Raw genomic sequence first — 26,069 nt, 5'->3', positions numbered from 1 at the left:
GAATATTTCATCAAGAAATATTCCCTTTTTTCTATTTATTCAGCCATGCTTTAAATTCGGCAGCTTTGTTTTTACTTATAATAACATCAATTTCAGATTTTGGATTTACTTCAATCTTCAGCTGATTATTGCCGTATTTGAGTATTTTATCAATCGATTTTATCGACAAAATAAATTGTCTGTTGGCCCTAAAAAAAGCCATATTATCCAGCTCATTACAAATTTCATCTAAACTACTGTTACTTGTAGATATTTTTCCGTTTAAATCCTTAACATAGGTTATGCTGTTCTCCATATAGATGTAAGCAATCTGATGAATTTCTAAAGCAACAAGTTCACTTTTCAAATGCGTTAAAATCCTTTTTTTAGCAGGCGGAGGAATGGAAACATTTTGGCTTTTTAATTTTTCGGCAGAATCAATTTTCGATTTATAATTGGTAAGGTCATAATTAAGTTTAGACAAACTCAAAACCTCATTAAACAGCGTTTCATTTTTTTCTTCGAGTTTTCTTTCATAACGGCTTCCAAAAAGACGTATCATAAAAAAAGACATCAAAACAATTAAAGCTCCGGTCGCAATATATACTATAATAAAGTAGAATTTCAAATTCTGGACTTGTTCATTAATGCTTTTTAAGTTGGCATGCGAGGCAATAATCCATTCTGTGTTTTTAACCGGATAAAGGTAAATAATTTCAGATGCTTTTTTCGGATTATTAAAATTGCGAACGCCGCCGCCTTCTGTTTTATTTTTAAGATAAGTATAGAAATCTTCAGAGTTTACATCATTATGAGTTTTAGAAATATAAGACTCGTCCGGTCCTGTCATTGCACCAATTTTTTCCGGATTAGGATGACAAACTTCTTTTCCGGTTTGATCGAACATGCAAATAAAGCCCGTTTGCATATCCGTTTTTTCAATGCTTTTCTGAACATTATTAATGATTACCTGTTTATCATTAATTTGCTGTGCCTGAAGAGAAATTAGGTTTGCCATTTCTTTGGCTTCTCTTTTACTCGATTCAATCTGGATTTTTAAAAACTGTTCCGTACTCAAACCAACTAAATAATTCATACTAAAATATCCGCAGATATAAACGACAACGAGCAATGATAAAAAGGTAAAAAGATAAAGTTTGTCTTTCCTCATAAAGATGTTTATTGAATGATCAAATTTACTCAATATTTATAAGCTTTGAACATGTTAATCATAACCAGCAGTTATTTTTTATAGCAAAGGAGAATAACGAATGGCAATAATTTTCAGGAATATTTCCTTTAATGAAAAGCTGAATTTCGTTCGATCCGATTTATTCCCTTTTAAGTTCATTTTTTCCCCTTCGTGTATTTTTCTTTGTTTTGTAGCACGAAAGAGCCTTTCATTTGCAGTATAAAATTTGAAATAGCAGAATTACAATTTTAAAAACAAACAGAAATTAATCAAAAACCATTAATATGAATAAGCTAAAAATATTTAAAAGAAAGCGAATCATGATACCGTTAGCAATCATGTTTGTACTTTTTGCAGGATTGCAATTTTTGAGTCCTGAAATTACAAATCCTCCGGTTACAAGCGATTTAAAAGTACCTCATGAAGTTCAGACAATTTTAAAAAACTCTTGTTACGATTGTCATTCTAATCAAACTAATTTAAGTTGGTATGACAAAGTAGCACCGGTATCCTGGTTAGTTGCACAGCATATTAAAGACGGTAGGAGCGGACTTAATTTTTCTAATTGGGATGCATTATCTCCGGCAGATCAAAAAGCAAAACTTTGGGAATCAGTCAATCAGGTTTATTTGGGAGCAATGCCTTTGGGTAGTTATACTTTGGCACATCCAAAAGCAAAATTATCTCAAAAAGATATCAAAGTATTAAAAGATTATATCTGGAGCCTTAGAATAAATAATATTCCTCAGGATACTGCAAAAATTAAAGAGCTGCACAAACAATCAGCATTGGTAATAAAGCAGGAAACTGCCGCTAAACATCCAATAACTTCTAACGGAATTGAATATATAGCCGATTATAAAAACTGGGCTGTAGTAAGTACAACGCAGCGTCTTTATAATGGAACTATGAGAATTATTTATGGAAATAATATTGCAATAAAAGCAATCAAAGAAAAAAACATTGATTTCTGGCCAGACGGTTCTATTTTGGCTAAAGCGGCGTATGATGAAATCGAAGATGCTGATGGAAACATTTCTCATGGTGCTTTTAAGCAAGTTGAATTCATGATTAAAGACCATAAGAAATATAAGAAAACAAATGGCTGGGGTTTTGCCCGATTTAAAACAACAGAATTGGTTCCGTTTGGCAAAAATGCTGATTTTGTAATTGATTGTATGAATTGCCATCAGCCCATGAAAAATAACGATTATGTATTCACGCTTCCAATACGACAATAAATATGAAAACAATATTCAATTTCACCGTAATTTTTTCTTTGTTTTTTCTTTTTTCCTGTTCAGATCATTCAAAAGAAAGTATAAATAATGAAGCATCACTTCCAGACATTTTGTTAGATAAAGTTTCAGGTTTGCAAGTGCTCAATTCTTCTATCAATAACAAAAAACATACGACAGCATTGTTATATGGAAATCAAAAAACAATTCAACGTATAAAATCAAATGGTACTCAGATAGAAAAAGGCGAGAAAATGGTCTGGATAACCTGGAATCAAAAATCAGATCCAAACTGGTTTGGAGCAATTATTCCCGGAAAATTAGTTTCTCTCGAAATTATTGAGTTTCCAGCTGAAAAAGCAACTCTACAGTATCAAAAATTTGAAGGAAATCCAATTCATATTCAAAAAGATACGATTGGAAACCAACATCGGATTAAAATAATACTTCAACAGAAAATGGCAATTTTACCGTAATGCTTTCACATTCAAAAAAGTTCTATGCATTCAGGCATCTTAAAAAAAGGAAACAAAATTAATTCAACAAAAAACTCCAAAATCATCTGACTTTGGAGTTTTTTATTGAATTAATATAAGATTATCTTAAGATATATATTTGTGTGAGTAATGTTTAAGCCACAGCCGCAACCGGTATTTGTTTTCTTGAATTCGCAATAGACACTGTAAGCGGATCTAAATTACCGGCAAAAAACGTATCTAATAATTCCTGAAATATAGGATTAGCATTTTCAACCTGACTAAAAAGACTCATAGACGAACGTAATTTACGAGCATCCAAATCTCCAAGAATAGCCTCAGGTGATTTTCTTTTTTTAGTTAACAATAGTTCGCAAATTTCGATAAGATGTTTTCTTAAAATAGGATGCTGAAGAAATTCAGTTGCTTCATCAAGATCAGCAATTCCGTAATAATCAGCAAGACTACTTGTTCCTAATCCTTTAATTTGAGGGAAGATAAACCACATCCAGTGACTTTCTTTTTTTCCTTTTTTAATTTCTGAAACTGCAGTAAGATAAAGTTTGTTTTGGGCATCCAAAAAGCGGGTTAAATCATTATTTGCGTAAGCCATCTGTAAATTATTTATAAAAAGGTTAAAGTGGTTTTGGTACTCTAATGTTTTGGTTTAAATCAATGAATTTTTCTCCATTTATTTCTATCCAAAACTACCGTATGAACCCAATTTTCGATTTATATAATTTTATTCCATTGTTATATAATTTAAATATAGCTTGTAATGTGCCTATAACAGAGAGATTTAAGGTGTTGAATGACTCAAATTTTATTTAATTATTAATAATGTTCTTCTTTAATGAGAATTAATCAATTTCTGCTTTATTTCGAAGCCTTAATTGCATAAAATTCTATTTATAAGAAATTCTGTGCTGCTAAAAACGTACATTCTTTTAATGAATCAGCGGAATAATTTTCATTTTTAAACTTTTAATGTATGTTTTAATTTTTTCTTTTAAGATAGAGAGCAGCGGATTCGCTCATTGTGATTATTGAAGCACCCAGAATTATAACATCTTTGAGAACCAAACGGCCTCGACCGGATAAGTACGGAAATCCATATTGATGATCTGTTAAATGAGGCACCCAGCTTTCGGGCGTTGTAATTAAAAAAGAAAGTGTACCTATTGTAAGTATAAAAACCAAAATACTGCCAATCATACTGGCGAAAGGTGCCCAACGATGAATGGCTACCAAAAATGCAATACCAATCAATAAAATTCCTAAGCCATTTGCAAAACCATACGTATTGTTTTGAATGTTCCATTGATGGTTTTTGGCAATTAGTTCACCTTCTTTATTGGCGTATTTTTTATATTCTGTTGGATTGTCGTAAAAGAATGACATAAACGGACTGTTTGCTACAAAAGGAACAATTCCGTCTGCTTCATACGTAAAGAATTTTAATCCGCCAATCCAAAGGAAAACGATTACAATTCCGGCTCGAATGGCGTTTTTGCCTACTAAATCAAGATTTGCGATTGTGTTTACAATAGTATTTTTCATTGCTTTGTTTTTTAAGTTATTTGTTACTACAAAGCTAGGTTGAGAAATACGCTCAGAAAATGGATGAATGGGGATATTACATAGACAAATCTGCCACGATAGATATTCCGGTTGTTTTCCTGAAAGTTTGAGGAGAAACTTTGGTCATTTTTTTAAAGAATCTGCTAAAGTAAAATTCATCCTGAAATTGTAAAGCAAAGGCAATTTCTTTAATGCTTAACCGCGTGAGATGCAGATGTTTCTTTGCTTCAAGAATTAATCTTTCCTGAATCATTTGAGAAGGCGTTTTATTGAAACGTCTGCTGCATTGTTTGGTAAAATTATTTGGAGTCATGGCAAGCAAAGACGCATAATCACTTGGTTTATGGAGTGTCAGAAAATTTTCTTCGAGTAATTCCCTAAAGTGATCCATTTTTTCATCTTTAAGAATCTCCTGCTTTTTAATGCTTTTCGTTTTTATACTGCTGGACTTCGCCAGAAAAAGTTGAAGATAAGCCCGTAAAACAATTTCCGAAGGTGGATTTTGCTTCAATTCAGTTATAATCTGCTCGATTAACTCAGCATATGACTGATGTTCTGCAGGTATTAATTGTATCGATGGCTCAAGATAAATATTATTAAAAAGCAAACCGTTGCAGGCCACTTCATTTCTGTGATATTCAATGCAATAAAAATCACCGTGAAATTGTAATGTTTTAAAAGTTAATGGTTTAGTTGCTTTTATATGAATGGATTGTTGTGGTGTCGAAAACAGTAGGACAGGGGCAGTAAACGGAAACGAGGCGAAATCTGCATGATAAATTCCTTCGCCTTCACTAATAAACAAAACGGTATACTCGCTAAACTGAAGTGGTTTATCGAAAGCATTATTTTCAGATGTTTCAATTCCCAACAATAATGTTCCATTTTCAGAGAATACCTTATTCATATTTAGAATTTATTTTAAGACTATTAGATTCAATTATGGTGTAATTAATTTTCTATTTAGTAATCGAATCAATTATTTTTTCCCGGTGACTTAATCCCCAGTTTACAAGAGTTTCTGTTACAGGCAAAACCGATTTTCCGTATTCTGTAATCGCGTAAACAACCGTAACAGGTTTTGTTTCCTGAATGGTTCGGCTAACAAGTAAATTGATTTCCAGTTCCTTCAATTCTTTGCTTAACATCTTGGCCGAAATACCATCGATTTCGCGCTGCATTTTCTTAAAATGAATTACCTGATTGGTTCTGTTGGTTAAGAAACGCAAAATCATCAGTTTCCATTTGCCTCCCAAAACATCAAGACTATCGCGCATTGCCATAAGTTCTTCAGAACAATTGGCTTCGCGAAATACTCCGTTATCATTAATTTTTGCCATACTAGTTTCTCTTAGGTAACCGGTTACCATGTGTTAACCTATAGCAAAAATAAAGTATTGCCGTTATACATTTGTATAATAATGACATAAATATGAGAGCAATTGTATTACAAAATAGCGGTGAATTTCTATTGGAAGATTTAGCTATTCCGCAACCAAAGGATTCTCAGATTCAGGTAAAAATTATGGCTTCAGGTTTTAATCCTGTAGATTATCAAATGACAGATCATGATGCTTCTGAAAAAAAGCTGTTGCATTCTCCAATTCTAGGCCGTGAATTCTCCGGAATTGTAACCGCTTTGGGAGAAAATGTAACGCAGTTTAAAATAGGCGACGAAGTTTTCTCAGGCTCCGGAAGTATGGGATCTAACGGAACTTACGCAGAATATATTTGTATTCCCGAAGCAATTGCAATGCTCAAGCCTGATACTATTTCTTTTGAAGAAGCCGCAGCACTTCCATCGGCGGGACTTACAGCTTTACAAAGTATTAATCGTATGCAGGCAAAAGTTACAGATTCTATTTTTATTAGCGGCGCTGCGGGTGGAGTAGGAAATATGCTCGTTAAGTTATTACTCGCCAAAGGATATAAAAATCTGATTGTTACAGCCGGAAATGAAAATAGTATTGCATCATTATTATCCCTCGGAATAAAACCTGAAAAGATCATTAATTACAAAAAACAGGATGTATACGAAACAGCTTTGGCTTTAAACAATTATAAAACGTTTCCTTTAATAATTGATTTGGTTGGAAATGAAATCGCAATTGTTGCAACCAGTCTTTTGCAAACGAACGGAATTTATGTTGATGTAACAAGTTTTTCTACATCAGATTCTCGTGAAGCATTATTTAGCAAAGGCGCAACAATTTTGAATATCTCTAATTATGCATACGGAATTGAAAAAAACTACGCCTATTATAAACAAGGTTTACAGGAATTAGCAATCTTATTGCAACAAAAGTTAATTACACCTCCAACCATAGAAATTATGGGAAAACTTGAAACTGCTACAGTTCTAAAAGCGCATACTAAACTTCGTGAGAATAAAACCGAAGGAAAGAAATTAATAATGCAGATAGCTTAGTTATTACTTCTTGTTTACCAAAATTTCTCTGTGCCTAAATTCGTATGCCAGAAACTGTCAGGAAATTTTAATCCGGCTCCAATGGCTCTGTCCATGCAGGCATGTGCAAGTAATATAATGCCAACCAGCATAAGAGTGCGGTTTTCTTTGGCTAGACCAATAAGTCCGATGATAACTGCAGTTCCTTTAAAATGAACGATGTTATACGAAACTGATCCAACCGCCGGATTTATAAGATAACCAATCATACCAAAATCTGGAAGCAAAAGCAAAACGGGAAACCACCACCATTTTAGATTAAAACGTGAGAATAAATAGATACAGCCCAGAAACATAATTAGTTCTTCGATTTGAATTAGAATTTCCATACAATTTGTTTTTTAGTTTAATAAATTATTTCAAAACAAATGTATGTTGGTGTTTGCTGCTAGAATTGTATCAAAACGAAATCACGTTACAGGATTGCAAATGTCCTGCTGAAATTTGAGGTATTTAGTGGGAGTAAGATTGATGTAATGTTTAAAATCATGTATCAGCTGACTTTGATCATAATAACCGCATTCGGCTACAACATCAAACCAATCTATTTTTGAATTTGTTGTAGCCAGTTTTTGTAACAGATCAATCGTTTTCAAAAATCGTTCATATCTGCTGACTTCTTTGGCAGAATAACCAAAATGTTTTTTATGATTGAGTTGCATATTGCGCTCCGTCTGGCTGTTTTGGCTTGCAACAGATTTTATCGAATTTAAAGTTGGCTCCTTAAAATTGGCTAATTGTTCGGCGATTTTATTCCGATGCTTTAAATACGGCTCACAAAAATTCAGAATGTGCTTTACTCTTAGATCAACATCATTTATTTTGCTGAGCTCATGCCACAAAAGAGGAAAACAATCTTCATTTAATAAATCATCAGGATTCATTGGTACATGTTCTGCCATACAAACATTGCCGAAAAACCGATAAAAAGCATCATCTTTAAAATTGACCGTCAATATTTCTGCATTGGGAGGCAGGGAGTACTCAAATGCTTGCTTTATTGGCCCAAGCATTAGGTATTTATCGATTTCTATTTGCGTATTTTGTTTGGTATGAAAAGAAGGTTTTGCGCCAAAATTGAAAATCATTATTGTTTGAAAAGAAGGTAATAATGTTTTGGTAATAGTTTCATTCGACTTATTTTCGGCAAAATAAAAATGAGAAAAAACCTGTTCAAAAACTTCGGGAACGGCTATTCTAAAGGTATTGTATCCGGGATTATTTTCTTCTGTTTTCATTCTATAAAATATTACCTGTAAATTTGTTTTCGGTTATAAATCTACAAATAAATAAGTCTTTATCTAACAATGAATAATTGCTAAATAAAGACTTACTTAAATTTGCAAATCTTTTCGGATTTACAAAGTGATATATTGAAATATTTTTATTTTTCCTTATATAAAATAATAGTGGCTTTATACCCTTTACCAACATTCCATTGGCTATTTTCTATGACTTTACCTTCATCATCAAAAACCTGAAATTCAGCTGTATTTGGCGAAGCAGAACCTTCGTTTAAAGCTTCAAAATCAATTTTATTCATTCCTTTTACCAAAGTAATTTTGAATCCTTTAAACTCTCCAACCAAACTCACTTCCGGTTCAATAACTTTGTCATTCAGGTAAACTCTAATTTTATCACCATCTACAAAAGCCGCATCACGATAACGAACTGTAGAAATAGTTGAATTGGTTACAAAACCGCCTAAATATTCATTTCGTCTGTAAAAAATACCTTCAACGTTGGCTTCCTTTTTATATAAATTACTATTATTAAAAAGTTCTTCCGGATTAATTTTTAAAACCGTTGGCTCTTTTACAGGCGGTGCATCCGGTGGAGTTTCTTTGGGTGGTATAACTTCTTTATTTTCAGGAGTTATAGGCTTTATTGGAGTGAATTTACTATTACCTTCTTGTGCAAATCCTTGTAAGGATGCAGCGGTCATAATAATTAAGAACACTATTTTTTTCATACTTTTTGTATTAGTAAATGCAAATTAATTTTAAACTAAACGTATTAACGTTTATTAATAAACATCTAATTATTGTATTTATTGCATTTTAGACACTTGATTGTTAATTTTTAAATTCTCCTTCAAATACAGTAACAGCCTCTCCGTAAATCAAAACCTTGTCTTATTAATATTTCTTTATTGCTTTTCAGAATTAAATTCAAATTAATCTATTTTGTATCCGTCTTCAGCAAAAGTTTCTGGCTCAGTATCATTTTCATCATAATCTTCTGTAAGATCATCGTCAAGATCATTTGCTTCTAAATCATCATCTTCTTCCAAATCATTTTCATCATCAAGATCTTCCTGATCATCTCTTTCTATTGCATTAGAAAATTCAGTATCCAGATTCTCACCTTCATTTAAAAGTTGTTCTTCTTCAAATTCATTTTCTTCAGTAATATGTTCTTTTTGATACTGATCTACATAGCTTTGATTATCCTGTGTGAAATTATTTTCATCCTGATCGTAATTTCTGTTGTTATCTGTTGTCATACTATTTTTTCTTTAGATTAATTTATCACTTCTTCGAAATTTATTCATTTTATAAATTCTACTTATTCAAATTTAGACAGATGTGCAGCAAAATCTATTATACTATTATGGCTGCCATTTATTTAATTTTAATGTTATTATTGAATTAAAGCAATTGATTTTAGGCTGAAGTCTTATAATAATTTAAATAACAAAGGTCTTTGAATTTTTCAGCTTAACAAATGGCAGTTTCAAGTCTAATTTTGCACGCTTCGGATAAATAGTAATTTTTAAGCCTGTATAGTGACCTTACCTTTGGCAAAGAAATTAGAAATGATTTTATTAACTAAATTTTTATACATCAAATGGAAAATTCAATTCAACAAGGAAAAGTAATTTATAGTGGATCAACACTTACTACAGGTGGTCGTGAAGGTGCTTCAAAAAGCTCAGACGGTCGTTTAGATATCAAGCTTACATCTCCGGGAGCAAAAGGCGAAGGTACTAATCCGGAACAATTGCTAGCCGCAGGATGGTCAGCCTGTTTTTTAGGCGCTATGGGAAAATCTGCAGCAGCAATTAATGTAAAACTTCCTCAGGATTCAAGCATTAATACTATAATAGATTTGGTATTATCTGAAACAGAAGGGTATAGTTTACAGGCACACCTTAATATTAGCCTGCCGGGCATAGATCGTGAAACTGCAAACGCTATTGCCGAAGCTGCACATCTTATATGTCCTTATTCTAAAGCTTTACATGGAAATATAAAAGTGGAGACCAATATTTTATAATTCAATAAAGTAAAAAGTAAAAAAAGCAACCATCAACTGTCTTAATAAATAACCTATTAAGATAGTTGATGGTTGTATTTTAGCTATGATGCTATTATTAAAATAAACACCAATTATTTGGGCAGTTTAGAAAGAAATGCAGCTATATCTGCACCAATTTCTTTATAATGTGTTTCAAGAGCAAAATGTCCGGTTTTATAAAATTTAACCGTAGCATTTGGGTTATCGCGTTTATAGGCTTCGGCTCCTGCAGGAAGAAAATATGGATCCTGATTACCCCAAACGGCTAATAGCATTGGTTTTTTATCTCTAAAATAAGCCTGGAATTTCGGATAAAGAGCAACATTTGTTCTGTAATCTTTTAAAAGGTCAAGCTGAATTTCTGCATTTCCCGGACGATCTAAAAAATGCTGATCTAAAGTATACGTTTCAGGTGCAATAAGTGAAGGATCAGAAACGCCTTCGTGGTACTGAAACCAGGTTGATTCTTTAGTTACAAAAGTTTTAAGTACATCTCTGTTTTCTTGTGATGGATCTTTCCAATATTTCTGAATAGAATTCCAACCCGTACTCAATCCTTCTTCATAGGCATTCCCATTTTGGGATATTATACCCGTAATTTTTTCCGGATTGGCAAGAGCCAGTCTGAAACCTGTTGGTGCGCCATAATCAAACACATAAAGAGCAAAACGTTTTAAACCAAGTTGATCGATAAAGCCTTGCATTGTATTAGCCAGATTATCAAAAGTATATTCGAATTTAAGATGATCCGGAGCGTCTGAAAAACCAAAACCAGGTAAGTCAGGTGCTATAACGTGATATTTTTTGCTCAGAATTGGTATAAGGTTTCGGAACATGTGGGATGAAGTCGGATATCCGTGAAGTAATAATAGTGTAGGGGCATCTTTAGGACCCGCTTCACGATAAAAAATAGTAAGATCGTTGACCTTTATGGTCTTATAATGAATTGCCTCAGCTTCAGTTGCTGGTGAAGCTTTTTTTGCTTGCGCATTTACCAAAATTCCGGGTAGAATTACAATAAGTAATGTTGCTACCGATTTAATTATATTTTTCATATTATCAATTGTTTAATACAAATTTACATCCTATATTTGATACTCAAAAACGATTTATTGTGATGCGATTAATCACTAATTATGATGATATGAATAGTAATGATCTTAAAATATTTGAAGCTGCAGCAACACTCGGAAGCTTCACGAAAGCCGCAGAGGCAACTTTTACCGTGCAATCTAATGTTACGGCCAGAATTAAAAATCTTGAAGAGGAATTTGGAGCGGAACTTTTTAGAAGAGTTTCCAGAAAAGTTGTACTTACTGAGGCAGGGGAGACACTCTTGCTGTATTCTAAAAAAATAGGACGTTTATTGGATGATGCAAAAAGTGATATCCATAGTGTTGAACATATTAACGGAACGATACGAATTGGATGTATTGAGACGACAATGGCGCTTAAAGTTCCGGAAATTATAAGCAGTTTTGGAGAACTTTATCCTGGGGTTGAGCTTGAGTTTCATTCTGAAATGTTACCAAAACTGATTCGGGATGTTCTTGACTATAAACTTGACGCAGCTTTTGTTGTAGCGCCAATGAATATTCCCGGTTTAGAACAAATTACTGTTCGGGACGAGCAACTTGTTATAATTGCTGCCAAAGATGCCACTAAGCTAACTGATATATTAAAACAAGATCCTTTAAAAATTGTTGTTTTTGATCAAGGCTGTTTTTTCCGGGCACGACTCGAAACCTGGCTGGGCTCAAAAGGAATACTGCGTTATAAAAGTACAGTCCTAAATTCAATAGAAGGAATTATCAATTTTGTTGAAGCAGGTTTGGGAATCAGCATACTTCCGGCAGAAGTTATAAACCTGTATTATAGCAATCGAAATATAAAGACCTTTCCTGTAAGCAAAGAATTATCTACGATGACTACATTGCTAATTTACAGAAACGATGAACAGCCTTCTAAAGCTTTAAATGCTTTTTTAGATCAGTATCGATTGGATGGTGTTAAAGAATGATGTAACGCCAAAAAAAATCCACATCAAATTACGATGTGGATTTAATATTTTTATAGAAATAAATATTTTTTAATTATCACAGAAATCACCAATTTGCTTCAAATGTCTTTCTGTTTGATATTTATTAAAGTTATCCCATTTTGGAGGAAAATTTGTTTTTTGTCCGCACATAGAATCCAGACAAACATTGTTGTCTTTATATAAATCATGTAAGACAGCCAGAATTTTAAAGAAAAATTCATCTAACATTACAATCGCTTCAAACTCTGGTTTTAAAGTGTTGTAATTAGAGTTTGATGGATTTAATAATTGTAATAAATCTAAAACTTCTTTCTTTTCTTCTTCATTAATTTCAGTTGCATAACCCATTTTTAAAGTTTTAAAAACCAGGTTATTCCAAGCTTTGCTGTCATGTCCCCATTTTACATCAGGAAGATTTAACGAATGCTCGCAAATAAGGATTATAGAAAAAAGAACATCATTTAAGTATTCTGCTGGAAATTCATCAAAGCTTCTGAATTCAAAACCACTTTGGTACATTTTTTCCTGATTAAAATCAAGACCAACCTCTGATAGCATTTCGTATTCCATGTCAGCTTCAATCTGGTCGCGCCACCAAATGTTTTCTTCTTTTTCAAACTTTAGCAGTTTTCTAAAATCATCAACATTATAGGTTAAAATTTTACCTTTTGGCATTGCTTTATTATACGTTCCTACGCCAATGTATCGAGACATCGCATTTCGCATAGAACCTAAAGTGAATTTTTTATCTAAACTGTATTTATCGCTTATCACGCCCATAATGTCCGGGCTTCCAAGCGTTGCGATGAAAAACGGCTCAAACCATTGCAATAAATAAATGGCGTTGGCGTGTGTTTTTTCAAACTCATTATAATCTACAATTCTGCTGTCTTCTGTTAGCGACGGTAAAGTAATGTGAAAATGATACGTTCCGTTATTAAACAAAACCAGGTTTTCTTGATTGGTCATAAACATATTAAGACCATTATTGTAATCAGGAAAATTTAATTTTCCATTCAATACAGATGATTCATTGATTTTATCAAGAAATAACTTTTTGGTAGCTTTTAGTTCATTGCAGGAATCTTCTATCGTTCGGTTTTCAAAATATTTAGTTACGAATTCAATAGAATCTCCATCAAAATGTACAGAACCCATCGTTTTATTTCTTTGGGTAATCATACTCTGAATATTATACGGCTGATCTTCAAGGAAAAGTTCCATGATTGATTTTCCAAGATATTCAGGGTTTTCAAGTGGTTGCGCGATTACCTCACCATTTTCTGTATCAACCAATGGTTTTATCGGCGATAATGTTTTGTGTTGGTAATTAATGTCCAGTTTTTCCAGTGAATGACTGTTCATCATTCGGCTCACTTTGTAGTTTTCATTCAAACCAAAAGCTTTCTTTAAAATAGGAGCAAGGCTTTCCGGTTTATAGCATTTTCTGTAGTCAATACTATATTTTTCAAAACCAATTTTTTCTTGTATAAACTCACCAGAAACTATTAGGGATTCTTCAAATTGCATATAGGTTTCGTTTTCTAATCCAATTCCCCAATAATATTTTTTTGTCTGATTGTCTTTCATTTATACTTACTTTCTTTTTTTAAGGTTATTATAGTCTTGTAAAGGCATTATTTTTTAATCGAAATAGGAATCTAATTAGTTAAAATTAGAGTCAAAAAACCTTATAACGGATTAAGCATAATTGTTGCCTCCACTATAAAAGTTTCTTATTTACTTTTAAAAATATAGGAATTTATATTTTAGAAATTTTGTACTTGTATCGACTTAAAAATGAATTAAAAAGTAAAGTTTATATTGGGGTAATAAAATTTACTATTGTTATTAATCACTTTTATATCAATAATTTAAGCAGGAGAGTGGCTAAAGCACAACTTTTGCAACCCTTATTTTTTCTAAGTTGCAAAAGTAGTGTATTATTATGTTATTTGCAAGTGCTTAACAAGTTGATAATCAATATTTATTTTTGAATGTTAGCCCGATTTAGTCAATTGTCTTTTATTCGTGATAATAAAAGACATGAGAGGAATATAACTCATCATTCCACCAATCTTTTCTAACTTCTGAAAAATAATTATAATTCAGCTTTCCAGCTTGAGACTGCAGCGGATACACCACTTTGCCATTTTCGCGATACGCTTTATGCAAATCGGTTTCGGGAACAACCGGAACAATATGTCCGGAGAGTCCTCTTATTTTTCTTTTGGCACAAATTATTCCAATTCCGCCGTTTTCATTTACTTTATTTTGCATTTCATCAAGATCAAAAAATCTTTTCCAGCCAAAACTGGCTCCCCATTGCAAAAACCAATCGTGTATTGCGCTAGAGTAAATGCGATCTACCATTTGCTCAAAAACAGGTTCTACTTCCTGTCCATTTAATACTTTTTCAAGAGATTCATCTGTCCACCAAACCGTTGGAAGATATACTTTAGAGAAATAACAATAATCGTAAGAGTACACGTTGCAATAAGTATCTTCTACGGTTTTTTGATATCTAAGATTGTTTTCAACATCTAATTTATCAATAAGTCGGTGAATGCTTTCTTTTTTACTCGCAACATTGGTCAAATCTCTAAACGGAATGCTGGAATCCGCGATAGGTTTTTCTTTCATTTCCATAGAATCTAATCGAGATTCCGGATCTGGTAATAGATCGGCTTTCTTAATTTGACTATTCGGTATCGGATTATCATCCAAAGGTACCGATGCTACTGATACGGTAAATTGTTCCATCTTAACTACTTAAAATTATTCGGTCATACGTTATAAAAACTGTCCATTGGCACAACGTAATCTTATCAACCAAAAAGTAAATATAGTTATTTAACTTTCTAAAGGCTTACGAATAAAGACAAATTATAGAAAAAATATGTTACAAATAAATTTAACTGTTTATTGCAATTTTTTATCTTTTTGTCTTTTTGCAACTGAAGGCTGTTCAAAATAAGAAGTAAGTTCTAACGAATAAATGACGCTTGTAATCTTCCATTTTCCATCTCTTTTAATTAAAGTCAGGTATTTGCTGCCCCAATTTGTCATTTTGTTATTGGCCCAAAAACTATAATCCATTGTTACTGATGCGACAGTTCCATCTTCAATAATATGAATGTTATCAAATTTATCTTCAGTAGATTGATATCGGAACAAACTTCTTAAAAAACCTTTATAACTTCCTGAAAAGTAATTGCTTCCTGCTTTTTCAATCCCTTTTGTTTCAATTTCTTTATTTTGAGATTTTTCCATAAGCGCTGCACACCAGGTAACAGTTCCATCATTAAATAAATCATAGAATTTTATTGAATCTCTTTTTATAACGCTTTCGCTATATTGCTCAATAATGGCATGTATTTCTTTTTTATTATTTGTATTTTTTTGTGCCTGAGTTTGTTGAAAAGCAACAAAAAAGAGGAAAGCCAGAAGTTTTAGATATTTCATTTTCTTGCACTATTAAAGTTTTGCACGATTATTAATCCATTTATACTCAATCGTTAGTCCGTCATAACCGTAAGCATCTGCTCGTGTTTCTTCAATGGCAGTATAACTTACTGGATGAATTGTTCCGAGACGTGCCGCCAATGCGTGATGAACCGCATCAATATATTGGGCTTTGTCTTCTTTTAGATTGGTAGAATCAGAAATTTTAATCGTAAGATGAAAACTTTTTGCGTTTAATTCAGTCAGTGATTCTGAATTTATAAACCACAAATCGTCAGGAATAAACGAAACGGTTACCACTGTAACTTCTGGTTTTTTGTTTAAGACCTTTTTGGTAAGGTCACTAATGATTACTGCTAATTCTTTTGCTAAGGCAGTATCTTCTTTACCGCTTACTTTTAAACTGATTATTGGCATACTTCAAATATTTAAATTAATGAAGTACAAAGCTCAGTATAACAACAAACTTATTTATTGATGTATGTTAAGAGTTTGATCCTGCTTAAAGATTCAGGTTTAATGCCCAAATAAGAGGCAATATGATATTGCGGTACTTTTTGCTCAATATTCGGATAAAGTTTTCTAATCATTTCTAATCGTTCTGCTGCAGAATTTTTCAGGAAAGAAGTTTCTCTTTTGCATTTTCTAATAAAATAATCATCAGATATATACTTGGCAACTTTTAGAAAATTAGCATCTTTTTCGATTAAAGCATGAAACTGTTTATGAGAAATAGAATAAATTTCAACATCCGTCAAAGCTTCTATATTACAGTTGGTTGGCATTTGAGTTAAAAAGCTCGTGTAGGCACTTGCAAAACTATTTTCAAGATAAAAATCATTATTAAATTCACCTTCATTATTCTGAACAAAAGATCGTAATGTTCCTGAAATCACTATGGCAATAAAATCGCAAACAGCACCTTCCTGAATTAAAAATTCTTTTTTCTTTACGTTTTTTATGCGCAGTTCATTCTGAAATTCTTCAAAATGAGCAGCCTTTAGTCCTAAAGTTTCGGTGAATAAAGTTTGTAATGCTTCCATTTATATTTTTATAAAATCTTGAATGTAAAGATACTTCAATAGCCGACTCATTTTATGATTTTTTAAATCAACAGATAATAAAAAAAGGCAAACCCAAGAGTTTGCCTTTTTTATTTAAAAACTTTAGAAGTTCAATAACTATCTGTTTTCATTGTCATCGTTTTCTTCTTCGTCATTTGTAATCTCGAATCCTGCTTATTTGTAATTTGCTCAGGATTTGAATTGTTTTCTGACTCCACATTTTTATTGACTTCAGGATTTTTAAAATCTTCGATAAATTCTTCCTGATATTGAAATGGATCTTCGTCTTTCGCATAATTATCATTATCGATAAGCGTATTTTGCTCAATAGAATCAGGATCACTTTCACCAAATTCTAATGGATCCTCAGAAGTAGGTTTCTGTTGAAACTGTTCCTCGTTTCTAATATAACTTCCGTCAATAAGTGTATTTTGATCAATATAATCAGGATCTGTCTGACCATATTCGTGGTTGTTTTGCTTTTCCATAATATTGTTTTTTTAGCGTATTTATTATTTTTAAAGTAATTCAATTTTGTTCTTATTTTGAATTACGTAATTTTATTGTATTACAAATTTAGTTTAGACGGCTGTAAAACTTCTTACAGAAAAATAAAGTATAATTGCATAATTAATAGCTGGTTCATCAAACAACTTAAAAATTGATAGACAAATGATAAAATTTAACTATGCTGATTTTGAAGTAGTAAAGAGTATTGCTTTAACGTTTCCGAATACTGAAGAAGGAATTTCACACGAAGGAACACCATCTGTAAAAGTTCGCGGAAAATTAATGTGCCGACTTCATGACAGCGGTGAGTTTATTCCCATTCGGCTTGATTTTGAAATACGGGACAAATACTTAGACAGTCATCCGGAAATTTTCCATTTACCCGATCATTTTAAGGCGTATCCGTACATTTGTATGTGGCTGCATAATTATGACCGAAAATTATTAACTGAAATTCTTGAACTAAGCTGGAAAGGACTTTCAACTAAAAAACAAGTGATTGAATATGATGAAAGAAAAGCTGCAAACCAGTAAAGTTGATTGTATTGAAAAACGAATCATTTGACAATTATCAGAAATTTAAAAACAGTATTTTTACGTACAATATTCTACTATTCAGGTAATTTTTTAAACATAAAAGAATGGAAAACCAAGGCGCATCGGTTGTAATTAATCATCATATTGTAAATGGAAAACAACAGCAATATGAAGACTGGCTTAATGAAATTGGTCCAATTTGCAGAAGTTTTACAGGTTTTATCGATTGGCAGATTATCCGTCCAATTCCTAACCTAACTTTTAATTACACTATAATTATACGATTTGATACCATCGAAAACCTAAGAAACTGGATGGAATCGAACGAAAGAAAAATTCTTATTGAAAAAGCCAGACCTATTTTTTCCGGAGATGATAAATATCTCATTAGGTCAGGATTAGAATTTCTATTTGATTCTGAAAATGAAAACAAAAAGATCCCGCCCCGATGGAAACAGTACTTGGTTACGTGGTCTGCCATTTATCCGTTATCACTTTTAATTCCGTTAATTGTACTGCCCGTTTTAAAAATATTACACTTTCCTGAAAACAGGTTTATTAGTTCATTTTTTGTTTCCGGCTGTGTGGTTTTTATAATGGTTTTCCTGTTGATGCCCAATTATACAAAATTGATTAAAAAATGGCTTTACAAATAATAGATAAAGCGCCAGAATCAGCATAAAGGTTTTGTGTAAGGCTAAAAAATAAATGTCATACATTTGTTATACTTCCTAATTCAAAAAAAGTAAAGCACGAGATATGTACGATATAATTTTCAAACATCTTGAAGAAAAAGTCACCTTAACACAAACGGAAAAGGAAATTATAAAGACTTTTTTTAAACCTAAAAAACTAAAGAAAAAACAATTTCTTTTAGTTGAAGGACATGTTTGTAAATATATGGCTTTTGTTAGTAAAGGTCTCTTGAAAGCTTATAATATCGACGACAAAGGCAATGAACATATCAATCAGTTTACACCAGAAGGTTGGTGGACATCAGACATGAGCAGCTTTTTTAGAGGAGAAAATGCCTTTTATAGTATTGATGCCATGGAAGATACAGAAGTGCTGTTAATCACCAGTGAGGATTTTGATAAGCTAACCGTTCAGGTTCCTGTAATGGATCGGTATTTTCGCTTGCTTTTTCAAAACAGCTTAATCACAAAAGAAAGAAGATTAATCAGTTCATATACTCATACAGCAGAAGAAAAATACAGGTACATTTTAGAAAATAATCCTGATCTCATCAAACGTATACCGCAAAATCTGCTCGCTTCTTATCTTGGACTTTCGCCTGAAACTCTTAGCCGACTTAAAAAAAATGTAATTGCTGCGCAGAAATAATTGATTTAGATCAATCGAATTTCTTGTTTTACGTCATCGCTAAAGATTAACATTAAAGGTAATTTTGATAAAAAATAATATATCATGGATTCTCAAAAATTATCTGCAACACAATCAACAGAAAATATAGCCTTAGTAGTTGGAGCAACCGGTATTTCCGGAAGCAATCTTGCCTCAAAATTAATAGAAAACGGATGGAAAGTTTTCGGACTTTCCCGCAGTCCCAAGAACGATATTGAAGGACTACAATCCATTGCTGCTGATTTGCTTAATGAAGAATCGTTAACCATTGCTTTAAGTAACATATCGCCAACTCATGTATTTTTTACAACATGGATGCGAAACGATACAGAAGATGAAAACATTAGAGTTAACAGTTTGATGATTCGAAATTTACTGAACGTAGTAGCAGTTAAAAAATCCGTACAACATGTTTCGCTTGTTACCGGTCTAAAGCATTATTTAGGACCTTTTGATGCCTATGCTACAACCGGTACTTTACCGGAAACTCCATTAAGAGAAGAACAGCCAAGATTAGATTTAAAGAATTTTTATTATGCACAGGAAGATGAAGTTTATGAAGCTGCGGCCAGAGATGGCTTTACCTGGAACATACACAGACCACATACTTTAATTGGCAAAACGATTGGAAATGCCATGAATATGGGAACCACTTTAGCAGTTTATGCCAGTATTTGCAAGCAAGAAGGAAGTCCGTTTATCTGGCCGGGTTCTGATGCACAATGGAATGGTTTATCTGATGTTACCGATGCAAAAGTGCTGGCAGATCAGATAATTTGGGCAGCAAATAATCCCCAAGCTCATAATTTAGCTTTTAACATTACAAACGGAGATGTTTTTAGATGGAAATGGCTATGGACGAAAATTGCAGAATGGTTTCAAATTGAATTTGAAGGATACAACGGCACTGTAAAGCCACTTGAAACGGTACTAAATGATAAGAATGCTATTTGGAAACAAATTGCAAAAGAAAATCAATTAATTGAAGATGATTTAGGTCAATTAGCATCGGCATGGCATACAGATCTTGACCTGGGACGACCTTTAGAAGTCATGACCGATATGTCTCGAAGCAGAAAATTGGGTTTTTCAGTTTATAAGAACACAAAAGATTCTTTTTTTGAATTATTTGAGCAACTTCGAAATGATAAAATAATTCCTTGATTTAAATCTCACGATTTCTCGAAGAACGAAATAAGCTTCTCAACTAATTTTATTTTAAATATCAATACTAGTTTAACAAAATAGCGAAATAAAATAAAAATGAAAACGACATAATTCTTAATTATTTGATTTAAAGTATTTTATAGTTATGGTATATTCATTGTTTATTACTAAATTTAATAGTTGTTTTTTTGGGTCTTTTATAAACTCAAAAAAAATCAATTTGTTAATAACCGATTAAAATATAAACATGGAAAATTTTAAAGCTATTGATAGTTTGTTTGTAGAGGAAAGTCAGATTCCCCAAGAATATCAAATTTCAGAAATTCATCAAAGAGAATATTTACTAAATGGTAAATTAGTGCCGTGGAATGGCGACGTAACAGAAGTTTTTTCTCCCGTTTTTATTAATGGTGCAGACGGACTTAAACGCAAACTGGTTGGAACAATACCGCACACTACTGCCAAAGAAGCAATGGAATCATTAGATGCAGCAGTTGCAGCTTACGACGAAGGACAAGGAGTTTGGCCAACAATGAGCGTTGAAGACAGAATCAAGTGCATGCAGAAATTTGTGTACTTAATGATTCAGCAACGTGAACTTGTTATCAAACTGTTGATGTGGGAAATTGGAAAAAGTCTTCCTGATTCAACCAAAGAATTTGATAGAACTGTAGAATATATTAATGCTACGATCGATGCCTTAAAAGATTTAGACAGACAGTCTTCTCGTTTTGAAGAAGCGGAAGGGGTTTTGGCTCAAATTAGAAGATCTTCACTTGGAGTTGTTCTTAGTATGGGACCATTTAATTATCCTTTAAATGAAATCTTTACGACTTTGATTCCGGCACTTATAATGGGAAATACCATTTTATTCAAACTGCCTAAACACGGAGTTCTTGCACATTATCCATTATTGAATGCTTTTAAAGAAGCATTTCCTCCGGGAACAGTAAATACACTATATGGAAGAGGAGCAGAGATTATTTCTCCGTTAATGGAAAGTGGAAAAGTGAATGTATTGGCTTTTATTGGCTCAAGTAAAGTAGCAAATGGCTTAAAGAAATTGCACCCAAAAGCAAACAGACTGCGTTCGATATTAAGTCTTGATGCAAAAAATGCTGCCATTGTAACCAAACACGCAGATATAGATGTTGCTGTAAGCGAATGTTTACTGGGTTCATTGTCTTTTAACGGACAACGCTGTACTGCATTAAAATTAATTTTTGTGCAGAAAGAAATTGCAGATGAATTTGTTCAAAAACTTAGTGATGCCGTTGCCGCGCTTAAACCGGGACTTCCTTGGGATAAAGATGTAAAAATTACGCCACTTCCGGAATTTGATAAACCGGCATATCTTAAAAGCTGTCTTGATGATGCTTTGGCAAATGGTGCAAAAATCATAAATGAAAACGGAGGATATACCAATAATTCATTTGTTTTTCCGTCTGTAGTTTATCCCGTAAACGATAAAATGAAATTATATCATGAAGAGCAATTCGGACCAATTATTCCGGTTGTTCCTTTTGATTCTATCGATGAACCTATCGATTATCAAATCAATGCTTCGCACGGAATGCAGGTAAGTATTTTTAGTGAAGATCCTAAAGAAGTAGCAAGCTTAATTGATCCGTTTGTGAATTTGGTAAGCCGTGTAAATATTAATTGCCAGTCACAACGCGGACCAGACGTTTTTCCGTTTACCGGAAGAAAAGACAGCGCAGAAGGAACATTATCAATATCAGATGCATTGCGTTCATTTTCAATTCGTTCGTTGGTTGCAACTAAAGCTACAGATGCCAATAAAAAATTATTCAATTCAATAGTTAGAGACCACGATTCTAACTTTTTAAGTACAGATTATATATTTTAAACTAAAACAAGCAATTGTAGACAAATTGCCTTAAATAGTAAAAGGGTAGAAGACAAATGTTTTCTACCCTTTTTCATTGTAACTAAATTGAATTGGTAAGTTACTTCAAAAAAATGATAATTCAGTTGAAAGCAATCACTAAATACTTTAATTAAAATAAAATTGTTATTATAGTATCATATCACTGATATTTCATATGAAATATATTGACATTTATTAAGTTTTTGTTCAATTTAAAAACAGGAAATAAAAACTTTTTGATGGCAACAACATAGATTTTAGTTGCAATTTTTACTTCAATTTTTTATTATTTCTATTGCATATTCGAGTTTTATTTATTTACTTAGATATAGGTTTTTTTAAAGAAAGAGGAAATTTACCTGATTTTTCCAAGACAAATGCCTGGAATTTCACAGCTTAATTCTTTATTTAAGCATTTAAAAAGCAGTATTAAATTAATGAAGTCTGCTTGAAATAAAGCTGTTAAAAAGAAAGACCTTTAAACTGATATTTAAAAATAAAAAAAAGCAGTTATGCTTTTTTTAAAGATATACGCCCCAATGAAGTTAATAGAAAATAGTAACCTTTTTCAAACCATTCTTGACTCTTGTTCAGATAGTATTGCTGTACTACAGTCTGTAATTAATGACAAAGGCAGAGTAGAAGATTTTTCGATACTTTTACTTAACACCTGCGCAATTAATACAATTGGAGATAGAGAATATAATGGAAAACTTTACAGTGAAGTTTTTCCAATGGTGAAGGAAAGTGGTATTCTTGAAAAAATTATCGAGGTTGCTGAGACTGGTGTTACTACAAATTTTGAATGCTCATACTCAGCTGAAAACTTAAAAAACTGGTTCCAATTTACTGCTATAAAGCAAGATGAACTACTTGTCGTAAACACAACAGACATTACAGATAAAAAGCAATCAGAACTCAACCTTAACACTACACTTGCTGATGCCGAGAAACAAAAACGCCGTCACGATGCTATTATAAACAACACACCCGATTTAGTTTATGCTTTTGACCTGGACTACAAATTTACATATGCGAATAAAGCATTGCTAACAATGTGGGGTAAATCAGAAAGTGATGCTGTTGGAAAAGGCCTAAGAGAAAACGGCTACGAAGAATGGCATGCCCAAATGCACGAAAGGGAAATTGATGAAGTGGTTGCAACCAAAAAAACGGTCAGAGGAACTGTATCTTTTCCGCATGCTGAATTAGGAAGCCGCGTTTACGATTACATTTTTGCGCCGGTTTTTAATGAGAAGGGAGAAGTAGAGGCTGTTACCGGAACAACCCGTGATATCACTGAAATAAAAAGAGCTGAGGAAAAACTTCAGCAAAGCGAAACCCGTTTTCGAAACATGATTGAGCAGGCACCAGTTGCCATGTTGCTTTCCAGAGGCGAAGATGTGGTTATCGAAAGCATCAATAAACCGATGCTGCAGTTTATGAACAAAAAATCTGCAGATGAAGTTTTGGGCAAAAAAATGATTGAAACGCTGCCTGAGCTCGTCGATCAGCAGGCAATACAAATTGTTATCGATGTTCAAAAAACAGGCATACCTTTTAGAGGTGATGAACAGCCGGTTGATTTATTAATTAACGGAAAGCTGGAACGCAGATACTTTAATTTTTCGTATGACTGCATTAAAGAAGCCGAAGGAAGTTCTGCCGTGCTGCACATGGCTGTAGATGTAACAGAACAGTGGTTGGTAAGAAGAAAGATCGAAGAAAGTGAAAAACGTTTCCGTTCCTTAATCGAAGAAGCGCCCGTAGGAACTTGTTTGTATGTTGGACCGGATATGAGAATTGAAATCGCCAACAAAATTATTATGGACCACTGGGGAAGAGGTCCTGAAATAATTGGCAAAAACATGCTTGACGTTTTTCCGGAAGCCATAAATCAGCCATTTCCTGAAATTCTAAAAGAGGTTTACAGAACCGGTAAATTATACGAACAAAAAGGCGCCCGAGCAGATATAATTATTAATGGCGAACTAACTACATTATATTTTGATTTTACCTACAAACCTTTGTTTGATATAAATGGAAATGTCTATGCCATTTTAGATGTTGCTACAGATGTTACCGAACAGGTAAAAGCCAATCGATTACTGCAGGAAAATCAGGATTTTATTCGTAAAATATTTTACACTTCTCCTGTGGCAAAATTGGTATATGTTGGAAAAGACATGATCTTACGCGAAGCAAATGAAAAGATGCTGAGTATATTCGGACGTGACACTTCGATTATAGGAAAACCAATAGGAGAAACGATGCCTGAATTGAAAAATACTGAGTTATTTGAAAAATATAATTATGTGTTAGAAACAGGAGAAATTTATGAAGTATTTGCCGAACGCATTGAATTTGTAAAAGACGGAATATCCTATTTGGGTTATTATGACTACACTTATAAACCGCTTTTTGATGACAATAATAAACCTTACGGGGTAATTTGCATTGCTATTGATGTTACAGATCAGGTTTATGCCAGACAAAAGCAGGAAGAAGCCGAAGCAGGATTAAGAGGTGCGGTCGAATTAGCACAATTAGGAACATGGAGTATAGATGTGGCGACCAACGGACTTACCTATTCAGATCGTCTTATTGAGTGGTTTGGATTCGATCCTGCTGATAACGATTATAACGAAGTTATACCTGTCCTGATGGAGGAAGATAGGGAAAGAGTTTCCAATGCAGTAGCATGGGCGCTTAACCCCGAATCTGGTGGGGTTTATGATGAAGTATATACAGTAGTTCATCCCAAAACAGGACATAAAAGAATCCTGCATGCACAAGGAAAAACCGTTTTTGATTTGGCCGGAAATCCAGTCCGAATGAACGGTACGGCACAGGATGTAACGATACAGCAGGAATTACAAATAGCACTGGAACAGGAGGTACGCATTCGTACAGAAGAGCTTGCTACAGCAATTGAAGAACTGGAAACAACAAATGAAGATCTTGAAAAATCAAACGGCCGATTGCTTCAGTCTAATGAGGAGCTGGCTCAATTTGCCTATATAGCTTCACACGATCTTCAGGAACCACTTCGAAAAATAAGTACTTTTTCTCAAATGCTCGAATCAAGCTTGGGAGAAAACAAAACAGCAGGTGCACAGAATTATATAGACAAAATTGTACATTCTGCAACACGAATGCGAAGTCTGATAAACGATGTCCTGAATTATTCACAATTAGCCAAATCTGAAGAACAATATATTGAAGTTGATCTAAATGAGGTCGTTACAAATTTAATTTCAGATTATGACTTGCTAATTGAACAAAAGAAAGCCAAAATTCATATTGACAAATTGCCTTTTGTAAATGCAAATCCAATGCAGATGACGCAGTTGTTTAGAAATTTGATTGGAAATGCTTTAAAATTCTCTAAAAAAGACCGTGACCCAATAATTTCAATACTTGCTGAACCGGCAGAACTATCTGACATTAATAAAATTCATGCTGGAAATCTAAATGCTGTTTTTTATAAAATTCAGATTAAGGATAACGGAATTGGTTTTCAACCAGAATACTTCGAACGTATTTTTAATATTTTCCAACGTCTGCATAGTAAATCAGATTATGAAGGAACTGGTATAGGATTAGCAATGTGTAAAAAAATTATGCAAAATCACGGAGGAGATATTTTTGCAGAAAGTAATTTTGGAGAAGGTTCCGTTTTTTCAATCATAATCCCCATAAACTTAACAAAACTACTTTAGAATTTACGGAGAAGATTACAAACATAATTATCATAATTATAAAACTTAAAAGTCCACTTTTAAGTTTGTAACTC

27 protein-coding genes are annotated in these 26,069 nt (G+C 33.0%); 11 read left to right on the top strand and 16 right to left on the bottom strand.

What is annotated here, in order from left to right:
- Positions 1-31 precede the first annotated feature (31 nt).
- A complete protein-coding gene (locus EV143_RS04420; RefSeq protein WP_133506766.1) occupies positions 32-1,150 on the bottom strand; it encodes a LytTR family transcriptional regulator in 1,119 nt (372 codons plus the stop codon).
- A gap of 341 nt (positions 1,151-1,491) precedes the next feature.
- Here EV143_RS04420 and EV143_RS04415 point away from each other — a divergent pair, with 341 nt between their 5' ends.
- Complete coding sequence (locus EV143_RS04415; RefSeq protein ID WP_243739789.1) at positions 1,492-2,412, top strand: heme-binding domain-containing protein; 921 nt, start codon at positions 1,492-1,494, stop codon at positions 2,410-2,412.
- Between the two features lie 2 nt (positions 2,413-2,414).
- Positions 2,415-2,885 (top strand): hypothetical protein, encoded by a 471-nt coding sequence (locus EV143_RS04410; RefSeq protein WP_133506764.1) that lies wholly within the window; start codon positions 2,415-2,417, stop codon positions 2,883-2,885.
- Positions 2,886-3,039: 154 nt separating this feature from the next.
- Here the strand turns inward: EV143_RS04410 and EV143_RS04405 are convergent, their stop codons facing one another.
- From EV143_RS04405 to EV143_RS04390, 4 genes are all read right to left on the bottom strand, one after another.
- Positions 3,040-3,498, bottom strand: coding sequence for a DUF1810 domain-containing protein (locus EV143_RS04405; RefSeq protein ID WP_133506763.1), 459 nt, complete (start codon positions 3,496-3,498; stop codon positions 3,040-3,042).
- Positions 3,499-3,881: 383 nt separating this feature from the next.
- Positions 3,882-4,445: a DUF417 family protein gene (locus EV143_RS04400; protein ID WP_133506762.1), complete on the bottom strand. Its 564-nt coding sequence runs from the start codon at positions 4,443-4,445 to the stop codon at positions 3,882-3,884.
- Between the two features lie 76 nt (positions 4,446-4,521).
- Positions 4,522-5,373, bottom strand: coding sequence for a helix-turn-helix domain-containing protein (locus tag EV143_RS04395; RefSeq protein ID WP_133506761.1), 852 nt, complete (start codon positions 5,371-5,373; stop codon positions 4,522-4,524).
- Between the two features lie 52 nt (positions 5,374-5,425).
- Positions 5,426-5,806: a winged helix-turn-helix transcriptional regulator gene (locus tag EV143_RS04390; protein WP_133506760.1), complete on the bottom strand. Its 381-nt coding sequence runs from the start codon at positions 5,804-5,806 to the stop codon at positions 5,426-5,428.
- Positions 5,807-5,898: 92 nt separating this feature from the next.
- Here EV143_RS04390 and EV143_RS04385 point away from each other — a divergent pair, with 92 nt between their 5' ends.
- Complete coding sequence (locus EV143_RS04385; protein ID WP_133506759.1) at positions 5,899-6,894, top strand: NADP-dependent oxidoreductase; 996 nt, start codon at positions 5,899-5,901, stop codon at positions 6,892-6,894.
- A 14-nt stretch (positions 6,895-6,908) separates the two neighbouring features.
- On the opposite strand, the gene EV143_RS04380 is transcribed toward EV143_RS04385, so the two are convergent.
- From EV143_RS04380 to EV143_RS04365, 4 genes are all read right to left on the bottom strand, one after another.
- Positions 6,909-7,262: a DUF4260 domain-containing protein gene (locus EV143_RS04380; protein ID WP_133506758.1), complete on the bottom strand. Its 354-nt coding sequence runs from the start codon at positions 7,260-7,262 to the stop codon at positions 6,909-6,911.
- Between the two features lie 81 nt (positions 7,263-7,343).
- On the bottom strand, positions 7,344-8,171 hold the full coding sequence (locus tag EV143_RS04375; RefSeq protein WP_133506757.1) for a helix-turn-helix domain-containing protein: 828 nt from the start codon (positions 8,169-8,171) through the stop codon (positions 7,344-7,346).
- A 146-nt stretch (positions 8,172-8,317) separates the two neighbouring features.
- Positions 8,318-8,905, bottom strand: coding sequence for a hypothetical protein (locus EV143_RS04370; RefSeq protein WP_133506756.1), 588 nt, complete (start codon positions 8,903-8,905; stop codon positions 8,318-8,320).
- A gap of 204 nt (positions 8,906-9,109) precedes the next feature.
- On the bottom strand, positions 9,110-9,439 hold the full coding sequence (locus tag EV143_RS04365) for a hypothetical protein (protein ID WP_133506755.1): 330 nt from the start codon (positions 9,437-9,439) through the stop codon (positions 9,110-9,112).
- 344 nt (positions 9,440-9,783) lie between these two features.
- Here EV143_RS04365 and EV143_RS04360 point away from each other — a divergent pair, with 344 nt between their 5' ends.
- Positions 9,784-10,212: an organic hydroperoxide resistance protein gene (locus EV143_RS04360; RefSeq protein WP_133506754.1), complete on the top strand. Its 429-nt coding sequence runs from the start codon at positions 9,784-9,786 to the stop codon at positions 10,210-10,212.
- 113 nt (positions 10,213-10,325) lie between these two features.
- On the opposite strand, the gene EV143_RS04355 is transcribed toward EV143_RS04360, so the two are convergent.
- Entirely contained in the window at positions 10,326-11,288 is a 963-nt protein-coding gene (locus tag EV143_RS04355; RefSeq protein WP_133506753.1) for an alpha/beta fold hydrolase, read from the bottom strand.
- Positions 11,289-11,350: 62 nt separating this feature from the next.
- Between EV143_RS04355 and EV143_RS04350 the strand changes: the two genes are divergently transcribed.
- On the top strand, positions 11,351-12,253 hold the full coding sequence (locus tag EV143_RS04350) for a LysR family transcriptional regulator (protein ID WP_243739788.1): 903 nt from the start codon (positions 11,351-11,353) through the stop codon (positions 12,251-12,253).
- A gap of 69 nt (positions 12,254-12,322) precedes the next feature.
- On the opposite strand, the gene EV143_RS04345 is transcribed toward EV143_RS04350, so the two are convergent.
- The 6 genes from EV143_RS04345 to EV143_RS04320 form a co-directional block, all read right to left on the bottom strand.
- The gene (locus EV143_RS04345) at positions 12,323-13,864 is read right to left on the bottom strand and encodes a hypothetical protein (protein WP_133506752.1); all 1,542 of its coding nucleotides are present in this window, start codon (positions 13,862-13,864) and stop codon (positions 12,323-12,325) included.
- Positions 13,865-14,299: 435 nt separating this feature from the next.
- A complete protein-coding gene (locus EV143_RS04340; RefSeq protein ID WP_133506751.1) occupies positions 14,300-15,037 on the bottom strand; it encodes a hypothetical protein in 738 nt (245 codons plus the stop codon).
- 159 nt (positions 15,038-15,196) lie between these two features.
- The gene (locus EV143_RS04335) at positions 15,197-15,739 is read right to left on the bottom strand and encodes a nuclear transport factor 2 family protein (protein ID WP_133506750.1); all 543 of its coding nucleotides are present in this window, start codon (positions 15,737-15,739) and stop codon (positions 15,197-15,199) included.
- Positions 15,740-15,751: 12 nt separating this feature from the next.
- Positions 15,752-16,156: a tautomerase family protein gene (locus tag EV143_RS04330; protein ID WP_133506749.1), complete on the bottom strand. Its 405-nt coding sequence runs from the start codon at positions 16,154-16,156 to the stop codon at positions 15,752-15,754.
- Positions 16,157-16,206: 50 nt separating this feature from the next.
- A complete protein-coding gene (locus EV143_RS04325; RefSeq protein WP_133506748.1) occupies positions 16,207-16,782 on the bottom strand; it encodes a Crp/Fnr family transcriptional regulator in 576 nt (191 codons plus the stop codon).
- A 131-nt stretch (positions 16,783-16,913) separates the two neighbouring features.
- On the bottom strand, positions 16,914-17,291 hold the full coding sequence (locus EV143_RS04320; protein WP_133506747.1) for a hypothetical protein: 378 nt from the start codon (positions 17,289-17,291) through the stop codon (positions 16,914-16,916).
- A 184-nt stretch (positions 17,292-17,475) separates the two neighbouring features.
- Between EV143_RS04320 and EV143_RS04315 the strand changes: the two genes are divergently transcribed.
- The 6 genes from EV143_RS04315 (at position 17,476) to EV143_RS04290 (ending at position 25,995) form a co-directional block, all read left to right on the top strand.
- Positions 17,476-17,847, top strand: a complete 372-nt coding sequence (locus EV143_RS04315; RefSeq protein WP_133506746.1) for a hypothetical protein — start codon at positions 17,476-17,478, stop codon at positions 17,845-17,847.
- Between the two features lie 107 nt (positions 17,848-17,954).
- Complete coding sequence (locus EV143_RS04310; protein ID WP_133506745.1) at positions 17,955-18,506, top strand: antibiotic biosynthesis monooxygenase; 552 nt, start codon at positions 17,955-17,957, stop codon at positions 18,504-18,506.
- Positions 18,507-18,609: 103 nt separating this feature from the next.
- Positions 18,610-19,194, top strand: coding sequence for a Crp/Fnr family transcriptional regulator (locus EV143_RS04305; protein ID WP_133506744.1), 585 nt, complete (start codon positions 18,610-18,612; stop codon positions 19,192-19,194).
- A gap of 84 nt (positions 19,195-19,278) precedes the next feature.
- Positions 19,279-20,379 (top strand): SDR family oxidoreductase, encoded by a 1,101-nt coding sequence (locus EV143_RS04300; RefSeq protein WP_133506743.1) that lies wholly within the window; start codon positions 19,279-19,281, stop codon positions 20,377-20,379.
- A gap of 250 nt (positions 20,380-20,629) precedes the next feature.
- The gene (locus EV143_RS04295; protein ID WP_133506742.1) at positions 20,630-22,252 is read left to right on the top strand and encodes an NADP-dependent glyceraldehyde-3-phosphate dehydrogenase; all 1,623 of its coding nucleotides are present in this window, start codon (positions 20,630-20,632) and stop codon (positions 22,250-22,252) included.
- A 560-nt stretch (positions 22,253-22,812) separates the two neighbouring features.
- On the top strand, positions 22,813-25,995 hold the full coding sequence (locus EV143_RS04290; protein WP_208111251.1) for a PAS domain-containing sensor histidine kinase: 3,183 nt from the start codon (positions 22,813-22,815) through the stop codon (positions 25,993-25,995).
- Positions 25,996-26,069 lie beyond the last annotated feature (74 nt).

The organism is Flavobacterium chryseum (assembly GCF_004362015.1).
Lineage (GTDB): Bacteria > Bacteroidota > Bacteroidia > Flavobacteriales > Flavobacteriaceae > Flavobacterium.
The sequence above is the reverse complement of the archived record's forward strand: the minus strand, read 5'-3'. Positions and strand labels throughout refer to the sequence as shown.

What these genes read in the sequence shown, in the direction of transcription:
- EV143_RS04420 (WP_133506766.1), bottom strand. Translation starts at nt 1,150, where the DNA reads ATGAGGAAAGACAAACTTTATCTTTTTACCTTTTTATCATTGCTCGTT.
- EV143_RS04415 (WP_243739789.1), top strand. Translation starts at nt 1,492, where the DNA reads ATGATACCGTTAGCAATCATGTTTGTACTTTTTGCAGGATTGCAATTT.
- EV143_RS04410 (WP_133506764.1), top strand. Translation starts at nt 2,415, where the DNA reads ATGAAAACAATATTCAATTTCACCGTAATTTTTTCTTTGTTTTTTCTT.
- EV143_RS04405 (WP_133506763.1), bottom strand. Translation starts at nt 3,498, where the DNA reads ATGGCTTACGCAAATAATGATTTAACCCGCTTTTTGGATGCCCAAAAC.
- EV143_RS04400 (WP_133506762.1), bottom strand. Translation starts at nt 4,445, where the DNA reads ATGAAAAATACTATTGTAAACACAATCGCAAATCTTGATTTAGTAGGC.
- EV143_RS04395 (WP_133506761.1), bottom strand. Translation starts at nt 5,373, where the DNA reads ATGAATAAGGTATTCTCTGAAAATGGAACATTATTGTTGGGAATTGAA.
- EV143_RS04390 (WP_133506760.1), bottom strand. Translation starts at nt 5,806, where the DNA reads ATGGCAAAAATTAATGATAACGGAGTATTTCGCGAAGCCAATTGTTCT.
- EV143_RS04385 (WP_133506759.1), top strand. Translation starts at nt 5,899, where the DNA reads ATGAGAGCAATTGTATTACAAAATAGCGGTGAATTTCTATTGGAAGAT.
- EV143_RS04380 (WP_133506758.1), bottom strand. Translation starts at nt 7,262, where the DNA reads ATGGAAATTCTAATTCAAATCGAAGAACTAATTATGTTTCTGGGCTGT.
- EV143_RS04375 (WP_133506757.1), bottom strand. Translation starts at nt 8,171, where the DNA reads ATGAAAACAGAAGAAAATAATCCCGGATACAATACCTTTAGAATAGCC.
- EV143_RS04370 (WP_133506756.1), bottom strand. Translation starts at nt 8,905, where the DNA reads ATGAAAAAAATAGTGTTCTTAATTATTATGACCGCTGCATCCTTACAA.
- EV143_RS04365 (WP_133506755.1), bottom strand. Translation starts at nt 9,439, where the DNA reads ATGACAACAGATAACAACAGAAATTACGATCAGGATGAAAATAATTTC.
- EV143_RS04360 (WP_133506754.1), top strand. Translation starts at nt 9,784, where the DNA reads ATGGAAAATTCAATTCAACAAGGAAAAGTAATTTATAGTGGATCAACA.
- EV143_RS04355 (WP_133506753.1), bottom strand. Translation starts at nt 11,288, where the DNA reads ATGAAAAATATAATTAAATCGGTAGCAACATTACTTATTGTAATTCTA.
- EV143_RS04350 (WP_243739788.1), top strand. Translation starts at nt 11,351, where the DNA reads ATGCGATTAATCACTAATTATGATGATATGAATAGTAATGATCTTAAA.
- EV143_RS04345 (WP_133506752.1), bottom strand. Translation starts at nt 13,864, where the DNA reads ATGAAAGACAATCAGACAAAAAAATATTATTGGGGAATTGGATTAGAA.
- EV143_RS04340 (WP_133506751.1), bottom strand. Translation starts at nt 15,037, where the DNA reads ATGGAACAATTTACCGTATCAGTAGCATCGGTACCTTTGGATGATAAT.
- EV143_RS04335 (WP_133506750.1), bottom strand. Translation starts at nt 15,739, where the DNA reads ATGAAATATCTAAAACTTCTGGCTTTCCTCTTTTTTGTTGCTTTTCAA.
- EV143_RS04330 (WP_133506749.1), bottom strand. Translation starts at nt 16,156, where the DNA reads ATGCCAATAATCAGTTTAAAAGTAAGCGGTAAAGAAGATACTGCCTTA.
- EV143_RS04325 (WP_133506748.1), bottom strand. Translation starts at nt 16,782, where the DNA reads ATGGAAGCATTACAAACTTTATTCACCGAAACTTTAGGACTAAAGGCT.
- EV143_RS04320 (WP_133506747.1), bottom strand. Translation starts at nt 17,291, where the DNA reads ATGGAAAAGCAAAACAACCACGAATATGGTCAGACAGATCCTGATTAT.
- EV143_RS04315 (WP_133506746.1), top strand. Translation starts at nt 17,476, where the DNA reads ATGATAAAATTTAACTATGCTGATTTTGAAGTAGTAAAGAGTATTGCT.
- EV143_RS04310 (WP_133506745.1), top strand. Translation starts at nt 17,955, where the DNA reads ATGGAAAACCAAGGCGCATCGGTTGTAATTAATCATCATATTGTAAAT.
- EV143_RS04305 (WP_133506744.1), top strand. Translation starts at nt 18,610, where the DNA reads ATGTACGATATAATTTTCAAACATCTTGAAGAAAAAGTCACCTTAACA.
- EV143_RS04300 (WP_133506743.1), top strand. Translation starts at nt 19,279, where the DNA reads ATGGATTCTCAAAAATTATCTGCAACACAATCAACAGAAAATATAGCC.
- EV143_RS04295 (WP_133506742.1), top strand. Translation starts at nt 20,630, where the DNA reads ATGGAAAATTTTAAAGCTATTGATAGTTTGTTTGTAGAGGAAAGTCAG.
- EV143_RS04290 (WP_208111251.1), top strand. Translation starts at nt 22,813, where the DNA reads ATGAAGTTAATAGAAAATAGTAACCTTTTTCAAACCATTCTTGACTCT.